Raw genomic sequence first — 22,803 nt, 5'->3', positions numbered from 1 at the left:
GCGCCGACACCTCCCCGGGTGTCGGCGCGACCGACCGGATCAGGCCAGCACGGCGTCGACGGCCTTCTTCAAAGCCGACGGCTGCGCGGGCGAGGTCGGCGCCTTCTTCCTGAGCTCTTGCAGCCGCGCCCCGATCTCCTGGAGCTGCTTACGTCTTAGGCGCTCCCGCACCTTCGGGAACCACTCGTTCTCCTCTTCATCGATATGGTGGTCGACGTTCTCGATCAGCACGGTGGTCTTCGCGGTGAAGTGCTCGTCGTCGGGCTTCATCGCCGCCAGCTCGCTGACCAGCACGTCGGCGACGTGGTGCTCCTCGTAGGACTCCAGGATGTCGTCCTCGAGTTCGGGCACGAGTTTGCGCACCTCGGGGTACATGCACTCGTTCTCGAGATAGGTGTGCACGGTGAGCGCCTGAATGATCTTGTTCACCACGTTCGCCTTGGTCCGGATGGCGTCGTCGCCTGCTTTCTCGAACTCCCGGAAGAGTTTTCGGATCGCCTTGTGGTCGTCGCGAAGCAGCACGATCGCGTCGGTGGTCATTGCTTTCTCCTTGCGTCGGGGCCGGTTCTCTGCCGACATTCCCGGCCCCGCGCCGCCGAAACCGCGACGTCCACCGTGCGGCCTGCCCCTCGGCGGGTCGTATGGTGAGCCGCCGACAGCACAGGAAGGACGAAGATGCCCCACGCCGACGACTACGCACATGAGCTGGCCGAATTGGCGCAGCCCTCGGAGATCACCGTCGCGGTCGCCGAATCGCTCACCGCGGGCAGGCTGTGCGCCACGTTCGGCGCCGCGCCCGACTCTTCCACCTGGTTTCGCGGCGGCCTCGTCGCCTACAGCTCGGAGGTCAAGCGAACGGTTCTCGGGGTGCCCGATGTGCCGGTCGTGTCACGTCCCGCGGCCGAAGCGATGGCCACCGGTGTCCGGAGCCTGCTGAATGCCGTTGTGGCCGTTGCCGTCACGGGCGCGGGCGGTCCCGACCCGCAGGACGGACAGCCGCCGGGTTCGGTGTGGTTCGCGATCGCCACCGAGCACGAGGTGCGCGCATGGCATTATCAGTTCGGCGGGGAACCGGAGGAGGTGCTCGAGCAGACCACCGCCTGCGCGGCCGAGGCGCTGCTCGACACCGTGCGCGACCTGCGCTCGGACCGTTCGCCGAAGTGACCCGCGGTCACGACGAACGGCGATGCTTACGGTGGCTGGTGTCGCAGAACGGGTAGTTCTTCGAGCGCTTACACAGGCACAAGGCCACCAGGAACCGGTCGGAGCGCACCGTCCGGCCGTCCGCGGTGACGAACTCGACCGGGCCCTCGATCAACGCGGGGCCGTCGGCGGTGAGCGTCACTCGCCGCCACTGCTCATTGCCGGATTCGGTCGGCACGGATCACCACCAGATCTTCCATACGCTGGCCGGGTCTGATCAGCCCGGCCGATTCCAGCCAGTCCGCGCGGCGGCGCAGCACCGGCCCGAACGGCACTGTCGCCCTGGCCACGACAGCGGCCTTCAATTCTCGCTCGCGTAGCTGGGCCAGCGTCGTATCCGGATCCGACAGCGCCGAATGCACGATCAACGCGACACCACGCGGTTTCAACAGTGCGGGCAGCGCCACGCACAACTGGTCGAGCACCGCCCTGCCCCCAGCGCCCGCATTCCACGCACGAGCGATGCCGCGCGTGTGGGCCCCCACGGGGGCCGGGACATACGGCGGGTTGGCCAGCACCAGATCGAAACTGCGCCCGCCGAGGACCTCGGCGAAATCACCGCGCAGCACCTCGGCCTCGATACCGCGCATCCGGCAGTTCAGCCACGCGGACACCACCGCGGCCCTGGACACGTCCACCGCCGTCACCTTCGAGGCTCCGGCGTACGCGGCGGCGACGGCCAAAGCGCCGGTGCCGGTACACACGTCCACCGCGTGCCCGCCACTCGGCACGCCGGCCTCGGACAGGGCACGGACGAGCAACCAGGTGTCCAGCTGCGGCGGATAGACGCCGGGGGGTCGAATCAACATCACATTCGCCGGATAGCCCGCCCAGCCGTCACTCAATCGCCCCCGCTGATCGTCTCGCTGCCGATTTCCCGCAACGAGCTGCGGCCCGTGCGCCAGGCGTCGAGCACATGATCGGCGAATCGGTCCTCGAGCAGGTTCGTCACCTGAATACCGAATACCACCGACTCGGTCAGCTCGGGCTCGCGCCGGAGCAGATCGCCGATCACGCCGGTGCGCATGACCTGCTCGTGCACCGCGTCGGCTTCGACGTGCTCGCGGTAGAACAGCAGGCACGCGGGGTCGGCGGCCAAACGTTCCAGCGCCTCCACCAGGCGCCGCGCGCCGGGCGGAGAGGTGATCTCCACCGTGGCGAAATGCCCCACCAGCGCGCCCCGCAACGACCGGTGCAGCCCGAACAGCGACATCATGTTCATCAGCGCGAGCATCGGCGCGGGCACCACATCCAGATAGTGCAGATAGTCCGGGTTCAGCCCGGCGCCCGCAAGCAGATCGGCATACAGCTGCGCGTGCACGCGCTCGCCGCGCCCGCCTCCGAACTCGTCGAACTCCACCGCCACCAGCGACGCCTTGGCTTGGCCGCGCAGCCGGGGAATCACCCAGACATAGGGGTCGGCCTCTTTGTGGTGATAGATCGAACGGTGCACGAAGTATTCGCGCATCTGCCACCATTCGCTCTCGTCGCGCAGGAAACGGCTCAGGCCCTCCGGGTCGGCGGGCGTCACCAGCAACCGTTCCAGCTCCGCGTCGAGATCATCTCCACCGGGCACGTCCTCGCGCAGCGCGCGCAGGAATCGCTGTTCCAGCGCGGCGCGCAGCCCCAGCAGACCCGGGTCCCATTCCCATCCCTCGTCGACGGCCGCGAAACCGTGATAGTGCAGTTCGTAGCAGGTGTGCAACGCCAGATGCACGTCTTCGCCGTACGGGTCCACCGAGCCCGGCACCGGCACCGAACCACCTGGTCGGCGGCCCAGCAGTTTCACCACCGCCTCCGACAGCTCGCCGCGCGGGCGGGGCAGGTCCTGCTTCGGAGCGCCTATCGTGACCGTCATACCGATCGTTTACCCCCGTCGAGCGCTGTTATCGCGGCGCGGCGCGGTAAGAATGCCGTGGCCGTCCTCGCAGACGCGGGGACGGCCACGAACCGAGACGAACTGTCCCGGAGCTACCCGTTCGCCTTCTTGTACGCCTCGACCACCTCGGCGGAGATTCGTCCACGCGCCGAGACGTCGATGCCGTTCTTGCGCGCCCACTCCCGGATCACCGTGGCTTGTTCCCGGTCGTTCGCCGACCGCAGGACACCGCCGCGGCCGCGCCGCGCACGGCCGACCTTGCGGGCATACGGAACCCATTGTTCGAAGAATCCGCGTAACTGACCGGCATTCTCCGTCGACAAGTCCATCTCGTAGGCCACGCCGTCCACGGCGAAAGACACGGTTTCCTCGGCCTGAGACTTGCCGTCGTAGTCATCGACCAGTGTCACGACGACCTTGCGTGCCATACAGATAATCCCTTCACGGTTACCGAGCGCGTGCAGTCGAAAAAACAATCGTAGCCAGTAAATAACAGATCGGTTCCGCTCCCGGAACACCGGGGTCCCCCGCGCGGCGCAGGACGGTTCGCGGCGAACATCTATTGCGGCAACCGTCGAGCCTCCACATATTGCCCGCGCACCCGGCGCAGTGGCAAACCGCCCTGCCAGGAGAGCGCGCCCGGAGAAAGAAGCGGTGGTGGGCTGTCGGTGATCGATGTGCGCACTCGACATTCGCACGCCGCATTTCCTTTTTCGAGCGGCAACGCCATCGGCCGAAGCGGCTCCGGCCGGCCGAACAATCCACTCGATCCCGCCGTCGGCGACCGGGCCGGGCAAGGCGGCACCGGCTTCCCCCACGCCGCTGCTGCGACGACAAGGCAGCCGAATTCGATCGCGCTGACGCGAAATATGTCTCCGCGAAGGTGTTGCTGCGAACCTGAGAGCCTCCGGCGCTTCGGCTGATCGGTGCGCCCGGCCCGCCGGAATCTCGGGCGCGGTGAACCGTCGGCAAGCAGGGAAAGGCATCGAGCACATGGCAGACAACGACGATCAGCACGCCCCGGAGCGGGGCGGCGAGCCGGACGACGCGCTCACCGCGCCCGCGGACCCGCCCGCCCCGGTGGATCCGGAGGAAGAGGATCTGGCGACACCGGCGGAACCGGACACTCCCGCACTGTCGCGGCGGAAGCTGTTGGCGGGCGCGGGCATCGCCGCGGCGGTGGTCGCGGGCGGCGGTCTGGCCGCGTGGCTCACCACACGCCGCACTCCCGGCGCCGGAGGGGTGAACCGCGCCCTGAGGATCGGCTACGGCGGCGGCGTCTGCGAGGCGCCGCTGTACGTGGCGCATCACGAGAAGATCTTCGAGAAGCACGGATTGGACGTGCAGATCGTCAAAACCGGCGGCGACGAGATCAAGGACGCGGTGGGCGCGGGCAAACTCGACGCGGCGCCGGGCATCTTCTTCTCCTGGCTCAAACCGATCGAACAGGGCATCGACGCCAAACTCGCCGCCGGGCTGCACGAAGGCTGCCTGCGCATCGTGGTGCCCCCGGACAGCCCGATCAAGTCCGTCGCCGAGCTGCGGGGCAAGCCGATCGGCGTCGGCGCGATCGGCGATTCGGCGATGTCGTTCTTCTCGCTGGACCTGCTCGACGCGGGCATCAACCCGAGCGAGGACATCGACTGGCGGGTCTTCGCCGCCGACCAGCTGACCGACGCGCTGGTGCGCGGTGACATCGCCGCGATCGCGGCCAGCGACCCCAACGGCCTGCTGCCCACGCTGAAGGGGAAGGCTCGCGAACTGACCAACAACTCCCAGGGCACCAACCGGCAGCTCTACTGCTGCGCGACCGCGATCAACGGGCGGCTGCTGCGTGAGGACCCGGAGGTGGCGCGGGCGCTGGTGACCGCGTGGGCCGAGGGCAGCCGATGGGCGGGCGCGAACATCTCGCAGACCGCGGCCATCGAAGTCGACAACAAGTACGTCGCGGCGGACCAGCCGACCATCGAAGCGATCCTGAAGACCTACGGGTACAACCCGTCGGCGGCGCGACTCGAGAGCGAGATCACTTCCGGCATCGCCAAATTCGCCAAAACCGGCTACCTGGACCGCAAGACCGATCCGAACGCGCTGGCCGCCAAGGTCTACGCGGATCTCGGGCTGAACTGGTGACACCGCGATGACCACAACCGCCGACACCGCCGACTTCCGGGCCGATTCGACCTCTCCCGCGACGCGGCCGCCGGGAACCGCGGTGACACGTTATCCGCCGACGCTCGGCTTCGCGCTGGCCTGGGCGGTGTGGGCTCTGACCGCGGTGGTGACGCTCGCGGTCCCGGACGAACTGGGCGTCGCGGCGCCGCTGGCGGCCGGAGTGCTGTTCACCGCCTCGACGGCGGCGCTCACGGTGTGGGCGGCCTACGCCTACCGCGACCGCGCGGCCACCCTGCGGCTGCGGTACTGGACACCGTGGATCGCGGTGCTCGGCGTCTGGGTGCTGTTCTGGGAATTCGCCACCGCCAAGACCGGGTGGCTGCAACCCCCGCATTTCGCGTCGCCGCAGCAGATGCTGCTGGTGTTCTACAGCGACGCGGGCCTGCTCGCGTCGAGCACGTGGCATTCGATGCTGCTGCTGGCGGTCGGGTTCGTCATCGGCGCGGTCGCGGGCCTGAGCACCGGCATCGCCCTCGGCTGGTCGAAACTCGCTGCCTATTGGGGTAATCCGGTGCTGCAGACCGTCGGCCCGGTGCCTGCGGGCACGCTGCTGCCGGTGGTGCTGGTGCTGTTCCCCACCACTTACAGCGGCAGTATCTTCATGGTCGCGTTCGGTGTGTGGTTCCCGGTGGCGGTGCTCACCCGCGCGGGCATCGCGGGGGTCGCGCGCGGCTACTTCGATGTCGCGCAGACCCTGGGGGCGTCCAAGCGTTTCCTCGTCTGGCGGGTCGCGGTGCCCGGCGATCCGGTAGCGCTGCCGACCCGCAGGAACGCGCGCCTCATCGACACGGTCTTCGCCGAGCGCGGTTTCGACGTCGTGCACGCGCAGACCACCTACGGCGCGGGCATCGCCGGATTTCGCGCCGCGCGCAGGCACGGACTTCCCGTCGTCCAGTCCATGCACAGCCGCGACGATTCCTTCATCGAACGCAATTCGCCGTTTCCCTACCTCGCCGCCCTCACCATGCGCGTGCTGCACGGCGGGTTCGTCGGCTTGCGCAAGGAGCTGCCGCGCCTGCCGGAAAGCCGAACGGCGCGGCACGCCTGGCGGCCGCTCGTCGCGCAGGCACAGGCCGCGGACCACGTCGTGGTGCCCACACGGCATTTCGCGCAGCGGTTGGCCGCCCACGGGGTGGATCGGCCGATGCACGTGGTGTCCAACGGAGTCGACGACGATCTGGTGCGCGCCCTCCCGGAGCGTCCCCGCGACCGGGATCCGCGGCTGCGCGTGCTGTGGTGCGGTCGCTTCTCCGCGGAGAAGCGACCGTTGGACGCCGTCGAGGCGGTGCGCCGGGCCGAGGGCTGCACCCTGGACATCTACGGTGCGGGAGCGCTGGAAACGCGCCTGCGCTCGGCCGTCGACCGGGTCGGCCTGCGTGAGCGAGTCCGGCTGCACGGCGAAGTGAGCCAGGCGGAGTGCCTTACGGCCATGCGTGCCCACGACGTGCTGCTGTTCCCGTCCGCCGGGTGCGACACGCAGGGCATGGTGCTGCTCGAAGCGGTCGCGGCCGGGATTCCGGTGCTGCACTGCGACCCCGACGTCACCGAAACCGTCCCCGAAGGCGGCGAATTCCGTGCGCGCGACGCCTCGACGGACGTGCTCGCCGAGGCGCTGCGCCTGCTGGCGCGGCAGCGGGACCGGCTCGACGCCATGCGCGAGGTGCTGGCGCGGCACGCGGATCGGACGCTGCAGTCCCGGTTCACCGAACGCCTGGTCGCGGTCTACACCGAGGCGATCGCCGCGTCAGGCCGGTTGCCGTAGCGGCAAACCCGCGGCCGCATAGATCGCGTCGATGACCGTCATCGTCGCCACCGCGTCGTCCGGTGCGGTCAGTACCGGCTCGCCGTGCCGCACCGCCGCGACGAAGGCGTCGAGCTGATAGGCGTAGGTGCTGCGGCGCGGGACCTGCTCCGCGCGACTGCCGCGCTCCGAACGCACCGACAGCCTGCGCGGCAGTTGCGGCGCCACCGGATTGAGCAACCGCAGTTCACCGCGTTCGCCCACCACTCGCGCACCGATGCGCAGCACGTCCGACGACCACATCGAGCACCGCAGCCGTCCGGTGTGACCGGAAGGAAAGCGCAGCTCGGCGCTCATCGCGCGGTCGATGTCCTGGCCGCGTAATTTCGCCGTCGCCGCGACGACATCCGGATTCTCGCCGCCGAAGACCCGCGCCATGTGGACCGCGTAGCAGCCCGCGTCCATCAGCGCCCCGCCTGCGAGTGCGTAGTCGTAGCGGATATCGGAGAACCGCGGCAACGGAAAGCACATCGCGGTGTCCACCCGCACCAGCTCGCCGAGTTCGCCGGAGGCGATGATCTCCTCGGCTCGCCTGGTCATCGGGTGGTAGCGGTAGTGGAACGCCTCCATGACCACCCGGTCCGACGTCGCGGCCAGCGCCGCGATCTCCCGCGCCTCGGCGGCGTTGGCGGTGAACGGCTTCTCGCACAGCACATGCTTGCCCGCCGCGAGCGCCTCCTTGGTCCACCGGCCGTGCAGACCGTTGGGCAGCGGGTTGTAGACCGCGTCGATGTCGGGTGCGGCGATCAGTGCGGCGTAGCTGTCGAAGACCCGCGCGATGCCGTGCTTCCGGGCGAACGCGCGTCCGCGTCCGGGCTCACGGGCGGCCACGGCGGCGACCACCACGTCCGGGCTCGCCGCGGCGGGCCGCACGAGAGCCGCCGGCGCGATGCGTGCGGCGCCCAGGATGCCGATCCGCAGGGGCGCTCCGGGTTGCGTCATGGGCGCGACTGTAGCAATGGGACCGTTTGTGCCGCCGAGTGATCCGTCAGGAGGACGGTGCGTCGCCGTATACGATCAACCAGATGGCGCGGCCCAGCGCCTCCGCCAGTGCGTCGTCGGTGACTCCCGACCCGGACGAGAAGCTCGCCGCGATCGCCCGCTCGACCATCGAGGTGAGCACGATGGCGGTGGCCTGCGGGTCGATCGCCGGGCTGATCCGGCCCTCGGCCAGGTCGGTCTCCAATCGCGATCGCACCACTCGCACGAACGCGGCGACCCGGCCGCGCCAATACGCGCCGACGTCACGGTCATAGGCGGCCACCTCGCTCAGCGCCAGCAGTAGGGAGCGGTGCTCGCGGAAGCCCGCGATCATGGTTCGCACGGCCGCCACCACACCGGCCTGCCGCCCGCTGTGCTCGGCGAGCCACCAGCGCTCGGCGGCCTGGAACAGATCGGCCGTGGCCAATTCCGCCATTCTGATCAGCAGCTGACTCTTGTCCGGGAAGTACCGGTAGAACGTCGAGCGCGCCGACTGCGACGCGGCGGCGATCCGGTGGACGGCGATCTCGGTGTAGGGCGTGCCATCGGCGAGCAACTCCTCCACCGCGGCGAGGACACGTCGTTCGAATTCCGCGCGCCGGTCGTCGACCGGTTTCCGCGCGCTTCTGGGGACTCGGGTCAGCGAGGGCATCCGGCTCCTCTCTGCGGCGCGGCGGCCGCCTTACTCGGCTGTGCCGGTCGGGTGCGTCCCACCATGGCGTCCATTCTGCCGACACGGCACCGATATTGACATTCGGGCACACACGGCTCACGATCGATCGGACACGGTGTCCGAGACTATGTGACCGAGGTGTTCGGATGCGCGGATCCTCCTCTCCGGCAATCGAGTACACCGACGTGGTGGTGGTCGGCGCGCGCTGCGCGGGCTCCGCGGCCGCCATCGCGTTCGCCATGGCAGGGCGGGACGTCGTCGCGCTGGACTCGGCGCGCTTTCCGTCCGACACCCTTTCGACACACCTGCTGTGGCCCGCGGGCCTGGCCGAACTGCGCCGCGTGGGCGCTCTCGAGCGCGTCCTTCAGCTCGGGGCGCCCCCGTTGACCACGGCCTTCGCCGATGGTGGCGGCCTTCAGGTCCGGTCGTCGTTCACACCGGTGGACGGCATCGGCCATGCGATGTGCGTGCGGCGGACCGGATTGGACGCCGCGCTGGTGACCACCGCCGTCGCGGCCGGAGCGCGGATCCGAGAGGGCGTCCGGGTCACCGACCTGGTGTGGTCCGGCGGTCGCTGTGTCGGCGTCCGCTACACCGAAGCCGGTGGCGTGCACGAGGTGCGCGCCCGCCTGATCGTCGGGGCCGACGGCCGCCGCAGTACGGTGGCCCGGCTCGTCGGCGCCGCCCGGCCCCGGTTGTCCGCACCGAGCGGGCGGGACTGCTACTTCGCGTACTGGCACGACGGCGCGACCGACCAGCGGCACATCGCCGCGCAATGGCGTTGCGGTCGCGACCTCGGCACCGCGTTTCCCTGCGACGACGGTCTACTGCTCAGCCTGGTCCAACCGCCCGCGCAGCCTGCCGAACCGGGGGCCGGTCGGGCCGAGCGCCGGTATCAGGAGGCCATCGACCGACTACCGGGACTTGGGCTGCGGCTGCGCGACTGCCGCAGAGTAGGGCGAGTGCGTGCGGCCACCGGCCTGGCGTCCTACTTCCGGCGCTCGACCGGCCCGGGCTGGGCGCTGCCGGGTGACGCGGGCCATTTCAAGGACCCGGTGACCGCGCAGGGCATACGCGACGCCGTGCGCTACGGCCGGTTGCTCGGCGAACTCGCCGCACCCGCCCTCGACGACACCGCGCATCTCGACACCGTCCTGACCGCGTGGGAACAGCTGCGCGATCGCGAGTGCCTAGGCGTCTACCAGTGGACCAACCGCCTGGCTCGGGGCACGGCGATGCGCCCGCTGGAGATCGAGCTCTACCGCAAGGCCGCCGGCGACTCCGTACTGGCCGACCGGGTCACCGAAGTCTTCTCCCGCACCGTCGAACCGAAGGACGTCTTCACTCCCGCACGCGCCGCAGCGTTCGCGGCGGGAGCGCTACGCGACTCGTGGCGGGCACCGTGGCCCGTCCTCGCCGACCTGGTCGGCGAATGCCGCGACACGGTCTCCGAACGAAGGGAAGCCCGGGCCTTCACGAGCGCCGGGCCCGCCGACGCCATCCCGTCCCGGCCGCCGCAAGACAGTCTCGCGGCATCTTCAGGAGATCGACATGCATGACCCGCGCCCTCGGCCGACCATCGACCTCACCCGCCGCGACCTGCTGCGCGGCGCGCTCGCGGCCGGGGTATCCATCGCCGCCGCCCCCGCCCAAGCCGCACCACCGGGAGTACGCCGAACGCCAGGACTACGCACCGGCGAAAAGTCGGTCGCGGTTCTCGGCGGCGGAGTCGCCGGGCTCTCGGCGGCACACGAACTGATCGAACGCGGCTACGAGGTCACCGTGTACGAACCGGCGTTCCTCGGCGGCAAGGCACGCAGTATGGGCGTGCCAGGCACCGGCACCGACGGCCGCGCGGACCTGCCCGGCGAGCACGGCTTCCGGTTCTTCCCCGGCTGCTATCAGAATCTTCCGGACACCATGCGCCGAATTCCGTTCCCCGGCAATGCCGATGGCGTGGCGGGCAACCTGGTTCGCGTCGAGGGTACGGTCGCGGGATTCCGCGGCAGGCCGCCACTGTTCGCGCCGGTCGATTTCGGGGGCCTCGACCAGCTCACACCACAGCGCATGCAGAACACGCTGATCGGCGCCTTCGGCTTCATTCCCGAACTGCCCCCGGCCGAACTGGCGTTCTTCGCCAGACAGATGGCCGTCTGGTTCACCTCGTGCACCGAACGGCGGTTCGGCCAATGGGAATACGTGACGTGGGAACAGATCCTGCGCGCCGAGGGCAAGTCGGCGGCCTACCGCGAATACCTCGTCAGCGCCCTCACCCGCATCACCGTCGCGGCCAAACCCCAGTCGAGTTCGGCCCGCACCATCGGCACCATCGGGGAGGCCCTGGTCCTGGCCGGAACCGGGGCGATCCCGCAATACTCCGCCGGTATCGACCGTATTCTCAACCGCCCCACCAACGAAGCCTGGATCGATCCGTGGGTGACGCACCTGCGGTCGCGGGGCGTGCGATTCGTACTGGGGCAGCGGGCGACGCGGTTGGAGTTGCGAGACGGCCGGATCGCCTCGGCAACCCTCACCGATCCCAACGGCCGCTCCAGCGCGGTCACCGCGGACTGGTATCTGTGCGCGATGCCGGTGGACAAGGCGGTCGCGCTGCTGAGCGACGAGATCATCGACGCCGACCCGCATCTGGCGGGCATGCGCGAACTCCGGACCGATTGGATGGTCGGCATCCAGTACTACCTCTCCCGCCCGACCGAATTGCCGGAAGGCCACATCGCCGCGCTCGGCTCGCCGTGGGCGCTCACCGCCTTGCGTCAAGCGCCGATGTGGGTAGGCGACTTCACCGCCCGGTACGGCGACGGCACCGTGCGAGAATGCCTTTCGGTGGACATCTCCGACTGGGACTCCCCCGGCATCCGCTTCCACCGAACGGCCAAACAGTGCACCGCCGCCGAAATCGCCGAAGAGGTGTGGGCACAGCTGAGCGAATGGCTCAACACCGGCACGGGCTGGCTGCGTCCCGAGGACATCCGCTCCTGGCATCTGGACCCCGGAGTCACCTGGACCGCGAGCGGCATCCACAACGAAACCCCACTGCTGGTCAACACCGTCGGCTCCTACGACCACCGCCCGGAGGCCCGCTGCGCCGTGCCGAACCTCTTCTTCGGCGGCGACCACGTGCGCAACAACATCGACCTCGCCACCATGGAGGGCGCCAACGAATCCGGCCGCGCCGCCACGAACGCGATCCTCGATGCCGCCGACGATCCCGCGCCCCGCGTCCCGGTCTTTCCCTTGGTGTCCCTGCCGGTCTTCGACCCGTGGAAACGCATCGACGCCGACCGCTACCGCGCCGGACTGCCGCACCTGCTCGACGTGTGAGCGGCCCGCTCCCATGGCAGCGTGAGGCGTGGCCGCGCGAATCAGGGCAGCCCTAGGATGCCTCGGCGGCGGTCATGCTCGTGGTGGTCAGGATCGTCTGTGCGACCAGCTCGGGGTCGTCGATCATCGGAACGTGACCGGTGTCCGGCAGAACGGAGAACGCGGCCTCGGGCAGCCGCGCCCGCGCGATCGGTAAGTGGATCTGTGCGGGCAGCACACGATCGTGCTCCGACCAGGCCACCGTGATCGGGCACGGCAACGGGTCAAGCGCGGCGATCTGTTCGTCGGTACCGAGCAGATCGGCGGTGACGGTGCAGCCCAGCAGGTCCCGGAGGAACGTCATGGCCTGCGCCGCGCAGGCGCGATCACCGTGGACGGCGATGTTGCGCAACGCCGTTCGCCGCACCGCCGCGCTGCGCAGGCCCACGGGGGCGAGGAAGCCGAGCAGCCGCCCGGTGCTCACCTCGCGGGCGATGCGGCGGGTCGCGGCCGAACGGCTTCGGTCCCCGGCTTCCCAGAAGCCCGCCGGCGAGAGCGCGCAGACGGTCTCGGCTCGCCCGCGCCGGGCCAATTCGATGGCCATCCAGCCTCCCAGCGAATTACCCGCGACGTGCACCCGGCGTAGTCCGAGCCCGTCCAGCCGCCGTTCGATGTCGTCCACCAAGTGCTCGACCCGCGCCGGACGCCGCAGGGCCCGCGGTCCGCCCCGATGCCCGACCGCGGTCGGCGTGATCACCTCGTGCCGCGCGGCGAGCAGGGGTGTGACGTCATCCCACACCCGTTCGGACATCGTGACACCGTGCAGGAGAACGAGCGGGGGCTTGCTGGGCATTGGCGTCCCTTCGAATTCGTAGTGCGGTCTCGAAGGTGGATACCACAACCTCACCTATTGGGGCAGCGAAAACCCCGACCTCACCGGGCGATCGCCGGAGTTTGCTCTCCGCAACGCTGCTCGCCGAGCCGGTATCGCCGCCACCCCGGTCCCACCCACACCGGCGGACCACGATTCCCGCACGCCGGAATAGTGAGATGCCACAATGTTCGCCCGGTCAGAGGGCATCGGGACGCCAGGTGGCGACCGCCCAGATCACGACGATGTTCAGCGCGATCACCAGGATCGACCACGCCGGGTAGTAGGGCAGCCACAGGAAGTTCGCGATGATCGACAGCGCGGCCAGGCAGATCGCCACCACCCGCGCCCAAGTCGTGCCGGTCATCAAGCCCAGCGCCGCGATGACCAGGAGGATGCCGAGCACGATGTGGATCCAGCCCCAAATCGTAGTGTCGTACTTGTAGACATAGTCGGCGCCGACGACGATGAGTTCGTCCGCGGCGACCGCGGAGATCCCCTCGAAGATCGACAGCACACCGACGGTGAGCAGCAGGATCGCGGCCGCGATGGACGTGCCCGCCGCGATGCCACGGCGAACGGGGTGTGACTCCGGTTCGGTCATGTGCGTCATCGGTCGCCCCCTTTCTCGGGAAGTAATGGACGCCTTCCGAATCTCCACCACTCGCCCCATCCAGCACTTCACCCGTTTCGGATGACTCCGATATTTCGCGTTCGCGCGAAATGAACATTCCATAACGACGACACACGATCTGATCGAGCGGACTTCGCACCGGGTATGTTCCGCTACCGAGGCGCGGTAGTGATCTGTCAGCACACGGCCCGGGAGGCACGGTGACCACATCGCACGTCCCCGCTCTACGCCGCATCCCCGCCGCGGCGCGGTCCGCTGCCGAAATACCGGCGTTGCCGTTCACCCCGATTCCCCGGCCCGATCTGTACGCCGCCGCCGACAGCATGTCCGGTACCGGGCACGTACTACTGCTGCGCGCACCCGCCGGGACCGGGAAGTCGGTGCTGGCGGCCGACTGGGCGGCGCGGCAGGCCGCGGGCGGATCCGATGTCGCCTGGCTGACCGTCACCGAGCAGCTCGACGACGCGACGTCACTGTGGACCGTGCTGCACGAGCGGTTCGAGATCGCGACCACGTCCGACGCCTGTCCCCCTGCCGCGTACGCCGCGGCGCTCGTCGAGACGCTGGCCGCGCGCACGACGCCGACGATCCTCGTGCTCGACGACGCTCATCTGCTCACCGATCCGCTCCTGCTCGCGGGTATCGAATATTTCCTGCACCATGCGCCGCCCACCGTCACGACGATGCTGTGCGCCCGCTCGGCTCCGCCGATCCGCTGGCACGTCCTGGAACTGCACGCGCGGCTGACCCGCTGGGGCGCGGGCGAACTCGCCTTCACCGCGGACGAGATCGACGCGCTGTGCCGCCACCACGGGTGCGAACTCACCGGCGCCGAGCTCGATGCGCTCGGCACCCTGACCCGGGGCTGGGCCGCGCTCGTGCGCATCGCCGCCACCCATCTGGCCGCCGGATCCGACGACCGCGCCGCGGCGCTCGCCGTTCTCGCCCGCCCGGCGCGCGCGGTCACCGATTTCCTGCTCGGGGAACTCGTCGAGGTACTGCCGCCCACGCTGCGCCGGTTCCTCACCTACACCAGCATTCCCGTCGCGTTCACCGAGCAGCTCGCCGACGAACTCGTTGGCGGCGGTGCGGGGCACTCGCTCCACGAACTCGACCTGATCGGCTTCCCGATCGACTCGGTCGTGCGCGACGGCGACGTGTGGTTCTCCTGTCATCCGCTGGTGCGCGCCCATTTCCTCGCCGAAGCTCGCCGCCTCGGGCCGCGCGTGTGCGCGGAACTGCATCGCCGGTCGGCCCGGTGGTTGCGGACCGCGGGGCTGCCCGAGACCGCGCTGCCGCATCAGCTCGCGGGCGCGGACCACGAGCAACTGTGCGAATTCTTGTCGGCGTGTGCGCTGCGCATGGTTCTCGACGGCACGGGCCGGACGCTGTTCGATCATCTGGCCCGTTCGGCACCGGCGTTGCTCGACGACCCCTTTCTCTGGCTTGTGCGCGTCGTCGGCGCTCTCGTCGCGGGCAGCGCGGCCGCCGCGGTGGCGTGCCTGGACACCGCGGCGGCGCGGCGCGCGGCCAAGGCCTCTTTCGCCGACGCGCAGCGGCTGGACGCGCTCACCCTCGCCGCGACCATCGACGTCGCGGCGACCACCGGGGCTGCGCTGCCCGAGTCTCCGGAGGACGTCGCGCCGACCGGCGACCCCGATCTCGACGCCTACACCGAGATCCAGATCGCCACCGCCTTCGTCGCGGGCGGTGCGGTCACGCGCGGAGAACAATTGCTGCACTCCGGGCTCGCGCTGGCCGAGCACGCGGGGCGCCCTCGCCTGGTGCTGCGTGCGCTGACCCGGCTGGCGTTCGCCGCCGACGCCGTCGACGCCGCCACCGCGATGCGGGACCGCGCGGCGCGCGCGCTGGCGATCGCGGAGAAGCACGGGCTGCTGGAGACCACCGACGCCGTCCAGGCGACGGCCGTGGCCGCCTACGGCGCCTACCTGCAAGGCGAGACACCGGGCGCGGCGCAGATCGCGTCGGTGCTCACCGAGCGGGTCGACCACGACGGATCCCACGGTCCGGCCGCGGGATGGCGCGGGCACGTCGTGGGCCGCCTGCTCGAACTCGAGCGCGCCGAGGAGCAGTCGGCCGCGGTCGACGCGCTGCGCCGCAGCCTGCTCGTCCTGCTCGAGCACAAGGCGGTGCCCGCGGCGACCGGCAGCCTGATCCTGCCGGTGGTGTGGGCGCTGCTGCGCGTGCACGATGCCAGGACGGCGCAACTGCTGGTCGAACGCGCCCGAGGTATCGTCGGCGAACTGCCCGAGGTGCGGTTGGCCGATGCGGCGCTGCACGCCGCTGCCGATCGTCGCAAGGCTACCTGCGCGGTGCTCGAACCACTGCTGGACCGCGCGGGCGAGCTGCGCCCGGTCAGCGCGGTCACCGGGTGGCTGCTCTACTCGGCGGCACAGCACGAGTCCCGCGCTCCGGCCAAAGCCCTCACCGCGCTGGAGAACGCGCTGGGTTCCGCGACGCCGCACCGGCTGCTGCGGCCGTTCCTCGACGTGCCCGCCGCGATGCCCTTGTTGGACAGCTACGCGGGCCGTCTGGGCCGGGCGGAGAGCTTCGCGGAGTCGATCCGCCGTCATCCCGCGGCGCGGCGCAGGCCTGCCTACCCCGCCTTGACCCACACCGAGATGACCGTGCTCAAGCAGTTGCCCTCCGGTCGCACCGCCCAGCAGATCGCCGAGGACCTCGGGGTCTCGGTCAACACCGTGAAGACTCACCTGCGCGGCATCTACGGCAAGCTGGGCACCAATTCCCGCGTCGACGCGCTGCATCACGCTCGCCGCGGCGGCCTGCTCTGACGGTGCCGCTCCGGCGATTGCCCTGCGCCGCCGTCGGCACCCGATGCCGTCAGCCGCGCCGACGCCGGCCCGGCCCGCGCTGACCCGGCGCCCCTGGGTTCACCCGGTCGCCGACTCCGCACGCAGGATCAGCACGGTGATCTCGCTCGGGGCGAACACCCGCAGCTGCGGACCCCAGAATCCCGTGCCCCGGCTGGTGTAGAGCTGAGTGCGCTCGCCGTGGCGACTCAGCCCGGCCACGACGGGCTGCTCGAGGCGAACGAGATAGTGGAACGGCCAGATCTGGCCGCCGTGGGTGTGGCCGGAGATCTGCAACGCCACTCCCGCGGCCGCGGCCTCCGCGACCTGTCTGGGCTGGTGGGCGAGCAAGACGACCGGAACGTCCGGGTCCGCCCCTGCGAGCGCGGCGGGGAGGTCGGGGCCGTGACCGGTCAAGCCGATGCCGGTCGGGTCGTCGATGCCCGCGATCACCAGCCGGTCGTCGCCGCGGCGCACGACCTCGTGCTGATTGTGCAACGGCTGCCAGCCGAGTGCGGCCATGTGCTCGATCCAGCCCTGCGCGTCACCGAAATACTCGTGATTGCCGGTGATGTAGAACCGGCCGAGTTCGGCCTCGACCTTGCCGAGCGGATCGACCTGCGCGTGCCGCTTCGCCACCGACCCGTCCGCGAGGTCGCCCGCGTGGCAGGCGATGTCGGGCCGTTGCGCGTTGACCACCTCGACCACGCGTTCCGACCAGCGCAGCCGGTTCAGCGCGGCGTAATGGGTGTCGGTCACGACGACCACGCGCAGTCCGTCCAGCGCGGAGCCGAGACCTGGAATCGCGACATCCACCGTGCGCACCCGCGGCACCCGGCGCGCCTCGATCACACCCCACACCACCAGCACCGCCGCGGCCGCGAGCACGCCCGCCGCGACGATCCGCGAGCGAGCGGGGTCGCCCACGCCCGCGACGGTCAATCCCGCGCGCGCCAGATTGCCCAGCACCGACCAGCTGAACAGCACCCACATGACGCCCAGCAAGGTGTCGCCGACGATCGAGGCCGCGTCCGACTGCACGGGCCCGTGGCCCAGATACATCGCCGCGGGCAGGCACGCGAACCCGAGCAGGAACAGTGCCGAACCCAGCCAGAACAGCGAGCCGGATTCGTCGGTGGTCGCCGCCACCAGCGTCCACCAGGGCAGCAGGAACAAGACAGCGTGAATCGCCAGGAACAAGATCAGGCGGGGCACAAACTTCAAGAGGGCTCGTCCTCGTGCGCGGGTGTAGCGCGCGGTCCCTCTCCGGCGCCATGGGCGCTTTCGACCATAGCAGCGGTCATGCCACACCGAGCCGCTCGGCGGCCACGGTGAGATCCTTGTCCCCGCGGCCGGACAGGCACAGCACGATCAGCGAGCCCGCGGGAATCTCACCGCGGTCGGCCATCTCCATCAGATACCCCACGGCGTGGGCGGATTCCAATGCCGCGAGGATTCCTTCGGTATGGCTGAGTGCCTGCATGCCGCGCAGCGCCACCGCATCGGTGGCGGCCCGGTAGGTCACCCGGCCGCTGTCCTTCAAATGGCTCAGCTCGGGGCCGACACCCGGATAGTCCAGTCCCGCCGCGATGCTGTGCGTCCGCGCGATCTGGCCGTCCTCGTCCTGCAGCAGATAGCTGTAGGAGCCGTCGATCTCGCCCGGGCTGCCCATGCAGAGGGTTGCCGCGTGCTCGCCGGTGTCCACCCCCCGTCCGGCCGCTTCGACGCCGATCAGCCGCACCCGTGGATCGTCGGCGAACGGATGGAAGACCCCGATCGCATTGCTGCCGCCGCCGACACAGGCCAGGACGTAATCGGGCAGCCTGCCCTCGACGCGCGCGATCTGATTCCTGGTCTCCGTGCCGATCACCGTTTGGAAATCTCGCACGATCCGCGGGTACGGCGCGGGCCCCGCCGCGGTGCCGAACAGATAGTAGGTGGTGTCCACGGTGGACACCCAGTCGCGGACCGACTCGCTGATCGCCTCTTTCAGTCTGCGCGAACCGATGTCGACCGGCCGCACCTCGGCACCGAGCAGCCTCATCCGCATCACATTCGACGCCTGGCGGCGCATGTCCTCGGTTCCCATGTAGACCACACAGGTCAATCCGAGCATCGCCGATACCGTCGCGACCGCGACGCCGTGCTGCCCCGCGCCGGTCTCGGCGATGATCCGCTTCTTGCCCATCCGCCGGGCCAGCAACGCCTGCCCGACGGCGTTGTTGATCTTGTGGGCGCCCGTGTGGGCCATGTCCTCGCGCTTGAGATACACGCGGGCGCCCGGCACACCCAGCAACTCTTCGAAGCGCGGTACCTGATGCAGCAATGTGGGCCGACCGACCCGGTCCCGCAATAGTTCTCGATACTCGGCCACGAACCCGGGGTCGTCTCGCGCGAGGCGATAGGCGTCCTCCAGATCCAGTAGCGCGGCCATCAGGCCCTCGGGGACGAATCTGCCTCCGAACACGCCGAACCGCCCGCGTTCGTCGGGGAACATCTCGTGCCGGGATGCGCTCACCGCCACGTCAAGGTCAATCCTCATCAACACCAACGCTTTCACCGCCAAAGAGCCGACGGGCCAGTCTGTTCCGCTAGCGCTAGCACAACCCGACGGGTTGGCAACAAGCGAGTTAACAGACTAAATCGTTCGGATTGCTCGAGTCTTCTCACTGGTGGAGGCGATCGGCGCGGGTGGGCTCCGGGCGCGTGGCTACCGGTCGGCAGGCACGGTGGCGGAGATCCGAGCGACCAGCTGCCACGGCCGCTCGGTGTCGGTGGTGGCCTTGCCGCTGGTGAGGATCGCCCCGGACAGCCCACGAGCCGGATCGGCCCACCCGTACTGCGTGGTCAATCCGCTGCGCCCGAAGTGCGACCCGGTGTCGCGGCCGAATTTCGACCGGCGCCCGCCGAGTTCGAACCCCGCCCGGCTGACACGTCCGGCGACGCCGGGTATCCAGCGAGCCGGGCGCACTGCCTCGGCCAAGGTCTCCGGCCTGATGATGCGCCGGCCGTCCGGTGCGCCGCGCGTGAGGATCTCGTAGAACCGCGACAATTCCGACGCGGTGGTGATCAGATTGCCCGACGGCAGTTCGGCGGTGAGGAAGGCGTCGGTCGCCGAGCGCGACGCCCGGTCCATTCGTCCGCCGATGGCCTTGCGCGCCAGGAAGGTCGCCGTGCGCGACGGAGCCGGACCGGTTTTCACGCTCGGCACGACTTTGCCGACGTCCTCGGGCCGCACACCGAAATTGGTCCAGCGGAAATCGAACGGCTCGAGCACCTGCTCGGCGAGATGGTCCCGCATCCGCTTGCCGGTGGCGCGCTGCACCAGCAGCCGCAGGATCAACCCGATGGTCAGCGCGTGGTACACGCGGAACCGTCCCGGCTTCCAACTCGGGACCAGGTCGGCCAGCCCACGCACGGCCAGTTCCTCGTCGAGTACCAGATCGACGCCTTGATACGGCGGTGTGACGAAGGGGATCCCGGCGGAGTGCGAAAGTACGTCACCGATCGTGATGGCGGCCTTACCGTTCGACGCGAACTCGGGAATGTAGCCGGACACCGGCTCGTCGAGGGTGAATGCCCCCTGCTCGACGAGCATGAACATCAGCGCTCCGGCAACGCCCTTCGCGGTCGAGAAGCCGCAGAACGGCGTGTCCGGGGTAGCCGGGATCTTGACCGCGTCCGGCCCGTCGCCCGGCGCGTTGCCCCAGCCGTGCCCGATGGCGCGATTCAGGACGATCCTGCCCTCGCGGCGCAGGCAGACCTGGATCGCCGGAGTGGTGCCCAAGCGGTACCACTCCTGCACCGACGCCCACAGCGCCTCCACGCCGGCGCGGCTGATCCCAGTCGCCGCGGGATCGTCTTCGGGGCCTCGGGTCGTCACGGCCTCCAGGTCGTCGACGATCTCCACCGATCCCGCCGTTGGTGCGCTCACCCGCCCAGCTTATCGACCGGCCGCGGGCGCCGCCGCCGCCGATCACGGCGGCGGCACACCGATCGGGGTCAGCGGCCGTTCAGCCAACTCTCCTTCAGCTTCGCGTGGTTGTCCCACCAGGCCTGAACCGCTGCCGGGTCGGCGTTCCAGGGTGGCGGTGGCGACTCGCCCGGGAAGAGGAAGGTGTCGTTGGGGGCGGCGGCGGTCGTCGGTTCGGGGTATTCCGTCGTGGTGCGCGGGTGCGGCGGCGGTTGCTGCTCGGCCGGCGGCGGTTCGGGGCCAGGGGGCACCGGCAGGGGCAGTTGAGCCTGCGCGTTCGCGGGATGCGGCGCCGGCGGCTCGGGATACGGCTCCGGGGTGACCGCCGCCTCCGGAACGATGGACACGGGCGCCCGCTCCGCCGCCGGCGTCGGGGTCGCGAGCGCTGGATTCGGGTCGACGGGCTGGGGTGCGGTGAGGGACGCCTCCGCGGGGCCGCCGATCTCGGCGTCGGCCGGACGGTCCTCCCGCGCCTGCGCGACCGCGATCGCGGCTCCGCCCAGCAGTGCGGCAACGGCGGCCCCGGCGAGGATCACGCGGCCGCCACGCCTGCGATCGGCCGCTGCCGGTTCCGCCGCCGCGCGCCGGAACGGAGCGGCGGCGACCAAGGCCGCACCGTAAGCGGCGGCGTTGGCATGGTCGGGCACCACGATGACCGGGGCGTCGAGCCCGGTCCGCAGCGCGGAGACCACGTCCGGATCTCCCGCCGACGCGCCGCACAGCACCACGGCGTCGGGCCGCAGCGCGGCCGCCTCCAGGGCGGGCCGGATCCGGCCGACCGCCGAATCCGCGCTCTCGGCGTCGACGACACCGGAGGACCATGTGCCGGAAAGCAGGATCTCGCCCCGATTCGGCCCGGCCACGAGGTACGACGTGTGGTATCCGACGACCTCCGATACCAGCAACGTGTCGTACTCGCCCAGGCCCGGCATCTCCTCGAGCAGCGCGAGCAGCGCTGTCTTGGTCGACACCAGCGACGATGATCGCCACGCGGCCGACGAAAGTTGCGAGACGATTGCCCGCCGTTCGGCAACGGTGCGGTACGCGACCGCGACGTCATCGATTTCGGTGCGCGATCCGGCGGCGGACGTCAGCGCGTCCAGCGTGGCGGCCACCGAGGCGGCGGTGGAGTGCTCGACCGGCTGTTCGATCTCCCGCAGCACGGCCGGGCGAGTGCCTCGTCGCGCCGTCGACGAGACCATCACACCGCGCACCACCGCCTGCTCCGCTGATATTCCGACTGTGGCCCTCATGAGATCACCTCTGCTCGACCGGTCTCGGTAAAGGTTCGTCACCGCGGCCGCCGGCGATCGGCTCCGGTCGGTGCACCGGACCACCCGTTCGCCGAGCGCCCACCGCACGAAATGGCGTCCTCGAAGACCGCTGGTCTCTTGGGCGCCGCTGGTAGATGCCACGCGATAGCTAACGACCACAATACGTGGGTTGACGCGGTCCGGATACGCCTTTGCGGCAGCGTCGTGCACTCTGCGGGCACAGTCGTGGCTGTTTCGAATCGGCGACGCGCTGGCGGCCGCCTTCGGGGTGCGTGCGATGTTCTACTGAAGCGGCCTCCCGCCGCTGGACGAACCACGGTCCGGCCCAGCCGGACGCAATGTTCGAAGAACTCCTTCAGGCGCTCGGCGACTTCGCCCACACTCGGATCGGATTTTGCGTATCCCTCCGGCGGACTTGCCGAGCGCAATGGGTCTGCGGCCGATGCCGCCGTTCATCCTCAGGACTACCGCCGTGACACCACGCAGCCGGCATAGCGGCAGGCTCCGGATGCGAGCACGTCGGTGTGTCGGGCAAGGGGTCAGCCCGCCGGAGGCGGCGGGGGCGGACCGGGCAGTGGGATGACGATGCCGAAGGGCAGGGTGATCCCGGGCTGCGGCGTGGGTGTCGACTCCGCGTCGGGCACCGGTTCGGTTTCGGGTTCCGGCGCGCGCGGTGTGGTCATGGCAGGTTCAGGGTTGCGTGGTGCGCCGTTCCGCTGCGGAGCGTCGGGCGCGGGGCCGGTGTCCGCTCCGGGTTGCGTGCAGTCGACAGCTTCGGCACCGGCAGCTTGCGGATTGCCTTCGGCGTCGGCACTGTTCACATCCGGGCCGGGGAACTGCCCGGGGGCCGCACCGTACCGTTGCCCCGGCGCCAAGGGGATGCGCCCCGCGCCGGGCTGTCCCGGTTGCGGCATCGGAGCGGGAACCGGTTGCGCGACGCAGGGATTCACCGGCGGTGGAGGCGGGCAGAAGATCCCGCACGGGATCGGCGGCAGACCGGGAAGCGTGATCATCACCTGCGTCGGCGCGTACTGCCGCTGCGGCGGCGCCGACGTCTGCGGCGTCACTTCCGGCGCCCGCACCATCGTGGTGACCGCGGTCATGTCCGTGCCCGGTCCCACCGGCGGCAACGACCCCGGCGCCACCAGATCCGGCGACACCCGCACCTGCGTCGGCGAACCACCCGA

Annotated in this window: 19 protein-coding genes and 1 pseudogene; 6 read left to right on the top strand and 14 right to left on the bottom strand. The window is 70.1% G+C overall.

The window, feature by feature from the left end; all coding sequences use genetic code 11:
* Positions 1–39: 39 nt before the first annotated feature.
* Positions 40–540 (bottom strand): hemerythrin domain-containing protein, encoded by a 501-nt coding sequence (locus ACWEO7_RS34415; protein WP_452429461.1) that lies wholly within the window; start codon positions 538–540, stop codon positions 40–42.
* Positions 541–675: 135 nt separating this feature from the next.
* Here ACWEO7_RS34415 and ACWEO7_RS34410 point away from each other — a divergent pair, with 135 nt between their 5' ends.
* A complete protein-coding gene (locus ACWEO7_RS34410) occupies positions 676–1,164 on the top strand; it encodes a CinA family protein (protein ID WP_452429460.1) in 489 nt (162 codons plus the stop codon).
* A gap of 7 nt (positions 1,165–1,171) precedes the next feature.
* Here the strand turns inward: ACWEO7_RS34410 and ACWEO7_RS34405 are convergent, their stop codons facing one another.
* The 4 genes from ACWEO7_RS34405 to ACWEO7_RS34390 all read right to left on the bottom strand — a co-directional run bounded on the left by ACWEO7_RS34405 (position 1,172) and on the right by ACWEO7_RS34390 (position 3,510).
* Positions 1,172–1,381, bottom strand: coding sequence for a CDGSH iron-sulfur domain-containing protein (locus ACWEO7_RS34405; RefSeq protein ID WP_355080570.1), 210 nt, complete (start codon positions 1,379–1,381; stop codon positions 1,172–1,174).
* Positions 1,359–2,012 (bottom strand): HemK2/MTQ2 family protein methyltransferase, encoded by a 654-nt coding sequence (locus ACWEO7_RS34400; RefSeq protein ID WP_452429458.1) that lies wholly within the window; start codon positions 2,010–2,012, stop codon positions 1,359–1,361. The genes ACWEO7_RS34405 and ACWEO7_RS34400 overlap by 23 nt, the downstream gene beginning before the upstream one ends.
* A gap of 32 nt (positions 2,013–2,044) precedes the next feature.
* Positions 2,045–3,061: an iron-containing redox enzyme family protein gene (locus ACWEO7_RS34395; protein ID WP_452429456.1), complete on the bottom strand. Its 1,017-nt coding sequence runs from the start codon at positions 3,059–3,061 to the stop codon at positions 2,045–2,047.
* A gap of 113 nt (positions 3,062–3,174) precedes the next feature.
* On the bottom strand, positions 3,175–3,510 hold the full coding sequence (locus ACWEO7_RS34390) for a histone-like nucleoid-structuring protein Lsr2 (RefSeq protein ID WP_281880583.1): 336 nt from the start codon (positions 3,508–3,510) through the stop codon (positions 3,175–3,177).
* A gap of 565 nt (positions 3,511–4,075) precedes the next feature.
* On the opposite strand from ACWEO7_RS34390, the gene ACWEO7_RS34385 reads away from it, so the two are divergent.
* Together ACWEO7_RS34385 and ACWEO7_RS34380 are read left to right on the top strand one after the other, a co-directional pair.
* Positions 4,076–5,215 carry an ABC transporter substrate-binding protein gene (locus ACWEO7_RS34385; protein WP_452429454.1) on the top strand — a complete coding sequence of 380 codons (1,140 nt, stop codon included), beginning with the start codon at positions 4,076–4,078 and terminating at the stop codon, positions 5,213–5,215.
* A gap of 7 nt (positions 5,216–5,222) precedes the next feature.
* The gene (locus ACWEO7_RS34380) at positions 5,223–7,019 is read left to right on the top strand and encodes a glycosyltransferase (protein ID WP_452429452.1); all 1,797 of its coding nucleotides are present in this window, start codon (positions 5,223–5,225) and stop codon (positions 7,017–7,019) included.
* Here ACWEO7_RS34380 and ACWEO7_RS34375 read toward each other — a convergent pair.
* Positions 7,002–8,000, bottom strand: coding sequence for a Gfo/Idh/MocA family protein (locus tag ACWEO7_RS34375; protein WP_452429450.1), 999 nt, complete (start codon positions 7,998–8,000; stop codon positions 7,002–7,004). The two genes, ACWEO7_RS34380 and ACWEO7_RS34375, sit on opposite strands and share 18 nt — an antisense overlap.
* 46 nt (positions 8,001–8,046) lie before the next feature.
* Positions 8,047–8,691, bottom strand: a complete 645-nt coding sequence (locus ACWEO7_RS34370) for a TetR/AcrR family transcriptional regulator (protein ID WP_452429448.1) — start codon at positions 8,689–8,691, stop codon at positions 8,047–8,049.
* Between the two features lie 167 nt (positions 8,692–8,858).
* Here ACWEO7_RS34370 and ACWEO7_RS34365 point away from each other — a divergent pair, with 167 nt between their 5' ends.
* Positions 8,859–10,271: an NAD(P)/FAD-dependent oxidoreductase gene (locus ACWEO7_RS34365; RefSeq protein WP_452429446.1), complete on the top strand. Its 1,413-nt coding sequence runs from the start codon at positions 8,859–8,861 to the stop codon at positions 10,269–10,271.
* A complete protein-coding gene (locus ACWEO7_RS34360) occupies positions 10,264–12,054 on the top strand; it encodes an FAD-dependent oxidoreductase (RefSeq protein ID WP_452429444.1) in 1,791 nt (596 codons plus the stop codon). Before ACWEO7_RS34365 ends, ACWEO7_RS34360 begins: the two co-directional genes overlap by 8 nt.
* A 52-nt stretch (positions 12,055–12,106) precedes the next feature.
* Here the strand turns inward: ACWEO7_RS34360 and ACWEO7_RS34355 are convergent, their stop codons facing one another.
* Positions 12,107–12,886, bottom strand: a complete 780-nt coding sequence (locus ACWEO7_RS34355) for an alpha/beta fold hydrolase (protein WP_452429443.1) — start codon at positions 12,884–12,886, stop codon at positions 12,107–12,109.
* Positions 12,887–13,103: 217 nt separating this feature from the next.
* The gene (locus tag ACWEO7_RS34350) at positions 13,104–13,517 is read right to left on the bottom strand and encodes a DUF7144 family membrane protein (protein ID WP_452429441.1); all 414 of its coding nucleotides are present in this window, start codon (positions 13,515–13,517) and stop codon (positions 13,104–13,106) included.
* Positions 13,518–13,738: 221 nt separating this feature from the next.
* On the opposite strand from ACWEO7_RS34350, the gene ACWEO7_RS34345 reads away from it, so the two are divergent.
* Complete coding sequence (locus ACWEO7_RS34345; protein WP_452429439.1) at positions 13,739–16,351, top strand: LuxR C-terminal-related transcriptional regulator; 2,613 nt, start codon at positions 13,739–13,741, stop codon at positions 16,349–16,351.
* 99 nt (positions 16,352–16,450) lie between these two features.
* On the opposite strand, the gene ACWEO7_RS34340 is transcribed toward ACWEO7_RS34345, so the two are convergent.
* From ACWEO7_RS34340 to ACWEO7_RS34320, 5 genes and pseudogenes are all read right to left on the bottom strand, one after another.
* Positions 16,451–17,593 carry a metallophosphoesterase gene (locus ACWEO7_RS34340; RefSeq protein ID WP_452429437.1) on the bottom strand — a complete coding sequence of 381 codons (1,143 nt, stop codon included), beginning with the start codon at positions 17,591–17,593 and terminating at the stop codon, positions 16,451–16,453.
* Between the two features lie 76 nt (positions 17,594–17,669).
* Positions 17,670–18,911, bottom strand: a complete 1,242-nt coding sequence (trpB, locus tag ACWEO7_RS34335; protein ID WP_452429435.1) for a tryptophan synthase subunit beta — start codon at positions 18,909–18,911, stop codon at positions 17,670–17,672.
* 168 nt (positions 18,912–19,079) lie between these two features.
* Positions 19,080–20,303 carry a serine hydrolase gene (locus ACWEO7_RS34330; protein WP_452429434.1) on the bottom strand — a complete coding sequence of 408 codons (1,224 nt, stop codon included), beginning with the start codon at positions 20,301–20,303 and terminating at the stop codon, positions 19,080–19,082.
* 68 nt (positions 20,304–20,371) lie between these two features.
* Positions 20,372–21,595 carry a hypothetical protein gene (locus ACWEO7_RS34325; protein ID WP_452429432.1) on the bottom strand — a complete coding sequence of 408 codons (1,224 nt, stop codon included), beginning with the start codon at positions 21,593–21,595 and terminating at the stop codon, positions 20,372–20,374.
* Positions 21,596–22,155: 560 nt separating this feature from the next.
* Positions 22,156–22,803 (bottom strand): annotated as a pseudogene (locus tag ACWEO7_RS34320) (lytic transglycosylase); the annotation flags it as partial.

It is taken from the genome of Nocardia sp. NPDC004260 (assembly GCF_053603155.1).
The sequence above is the reverse complement of the archived record's forward strand: the minus strand, read 5'-3'. Positions and strand labels throughout refer to the sequence as shown.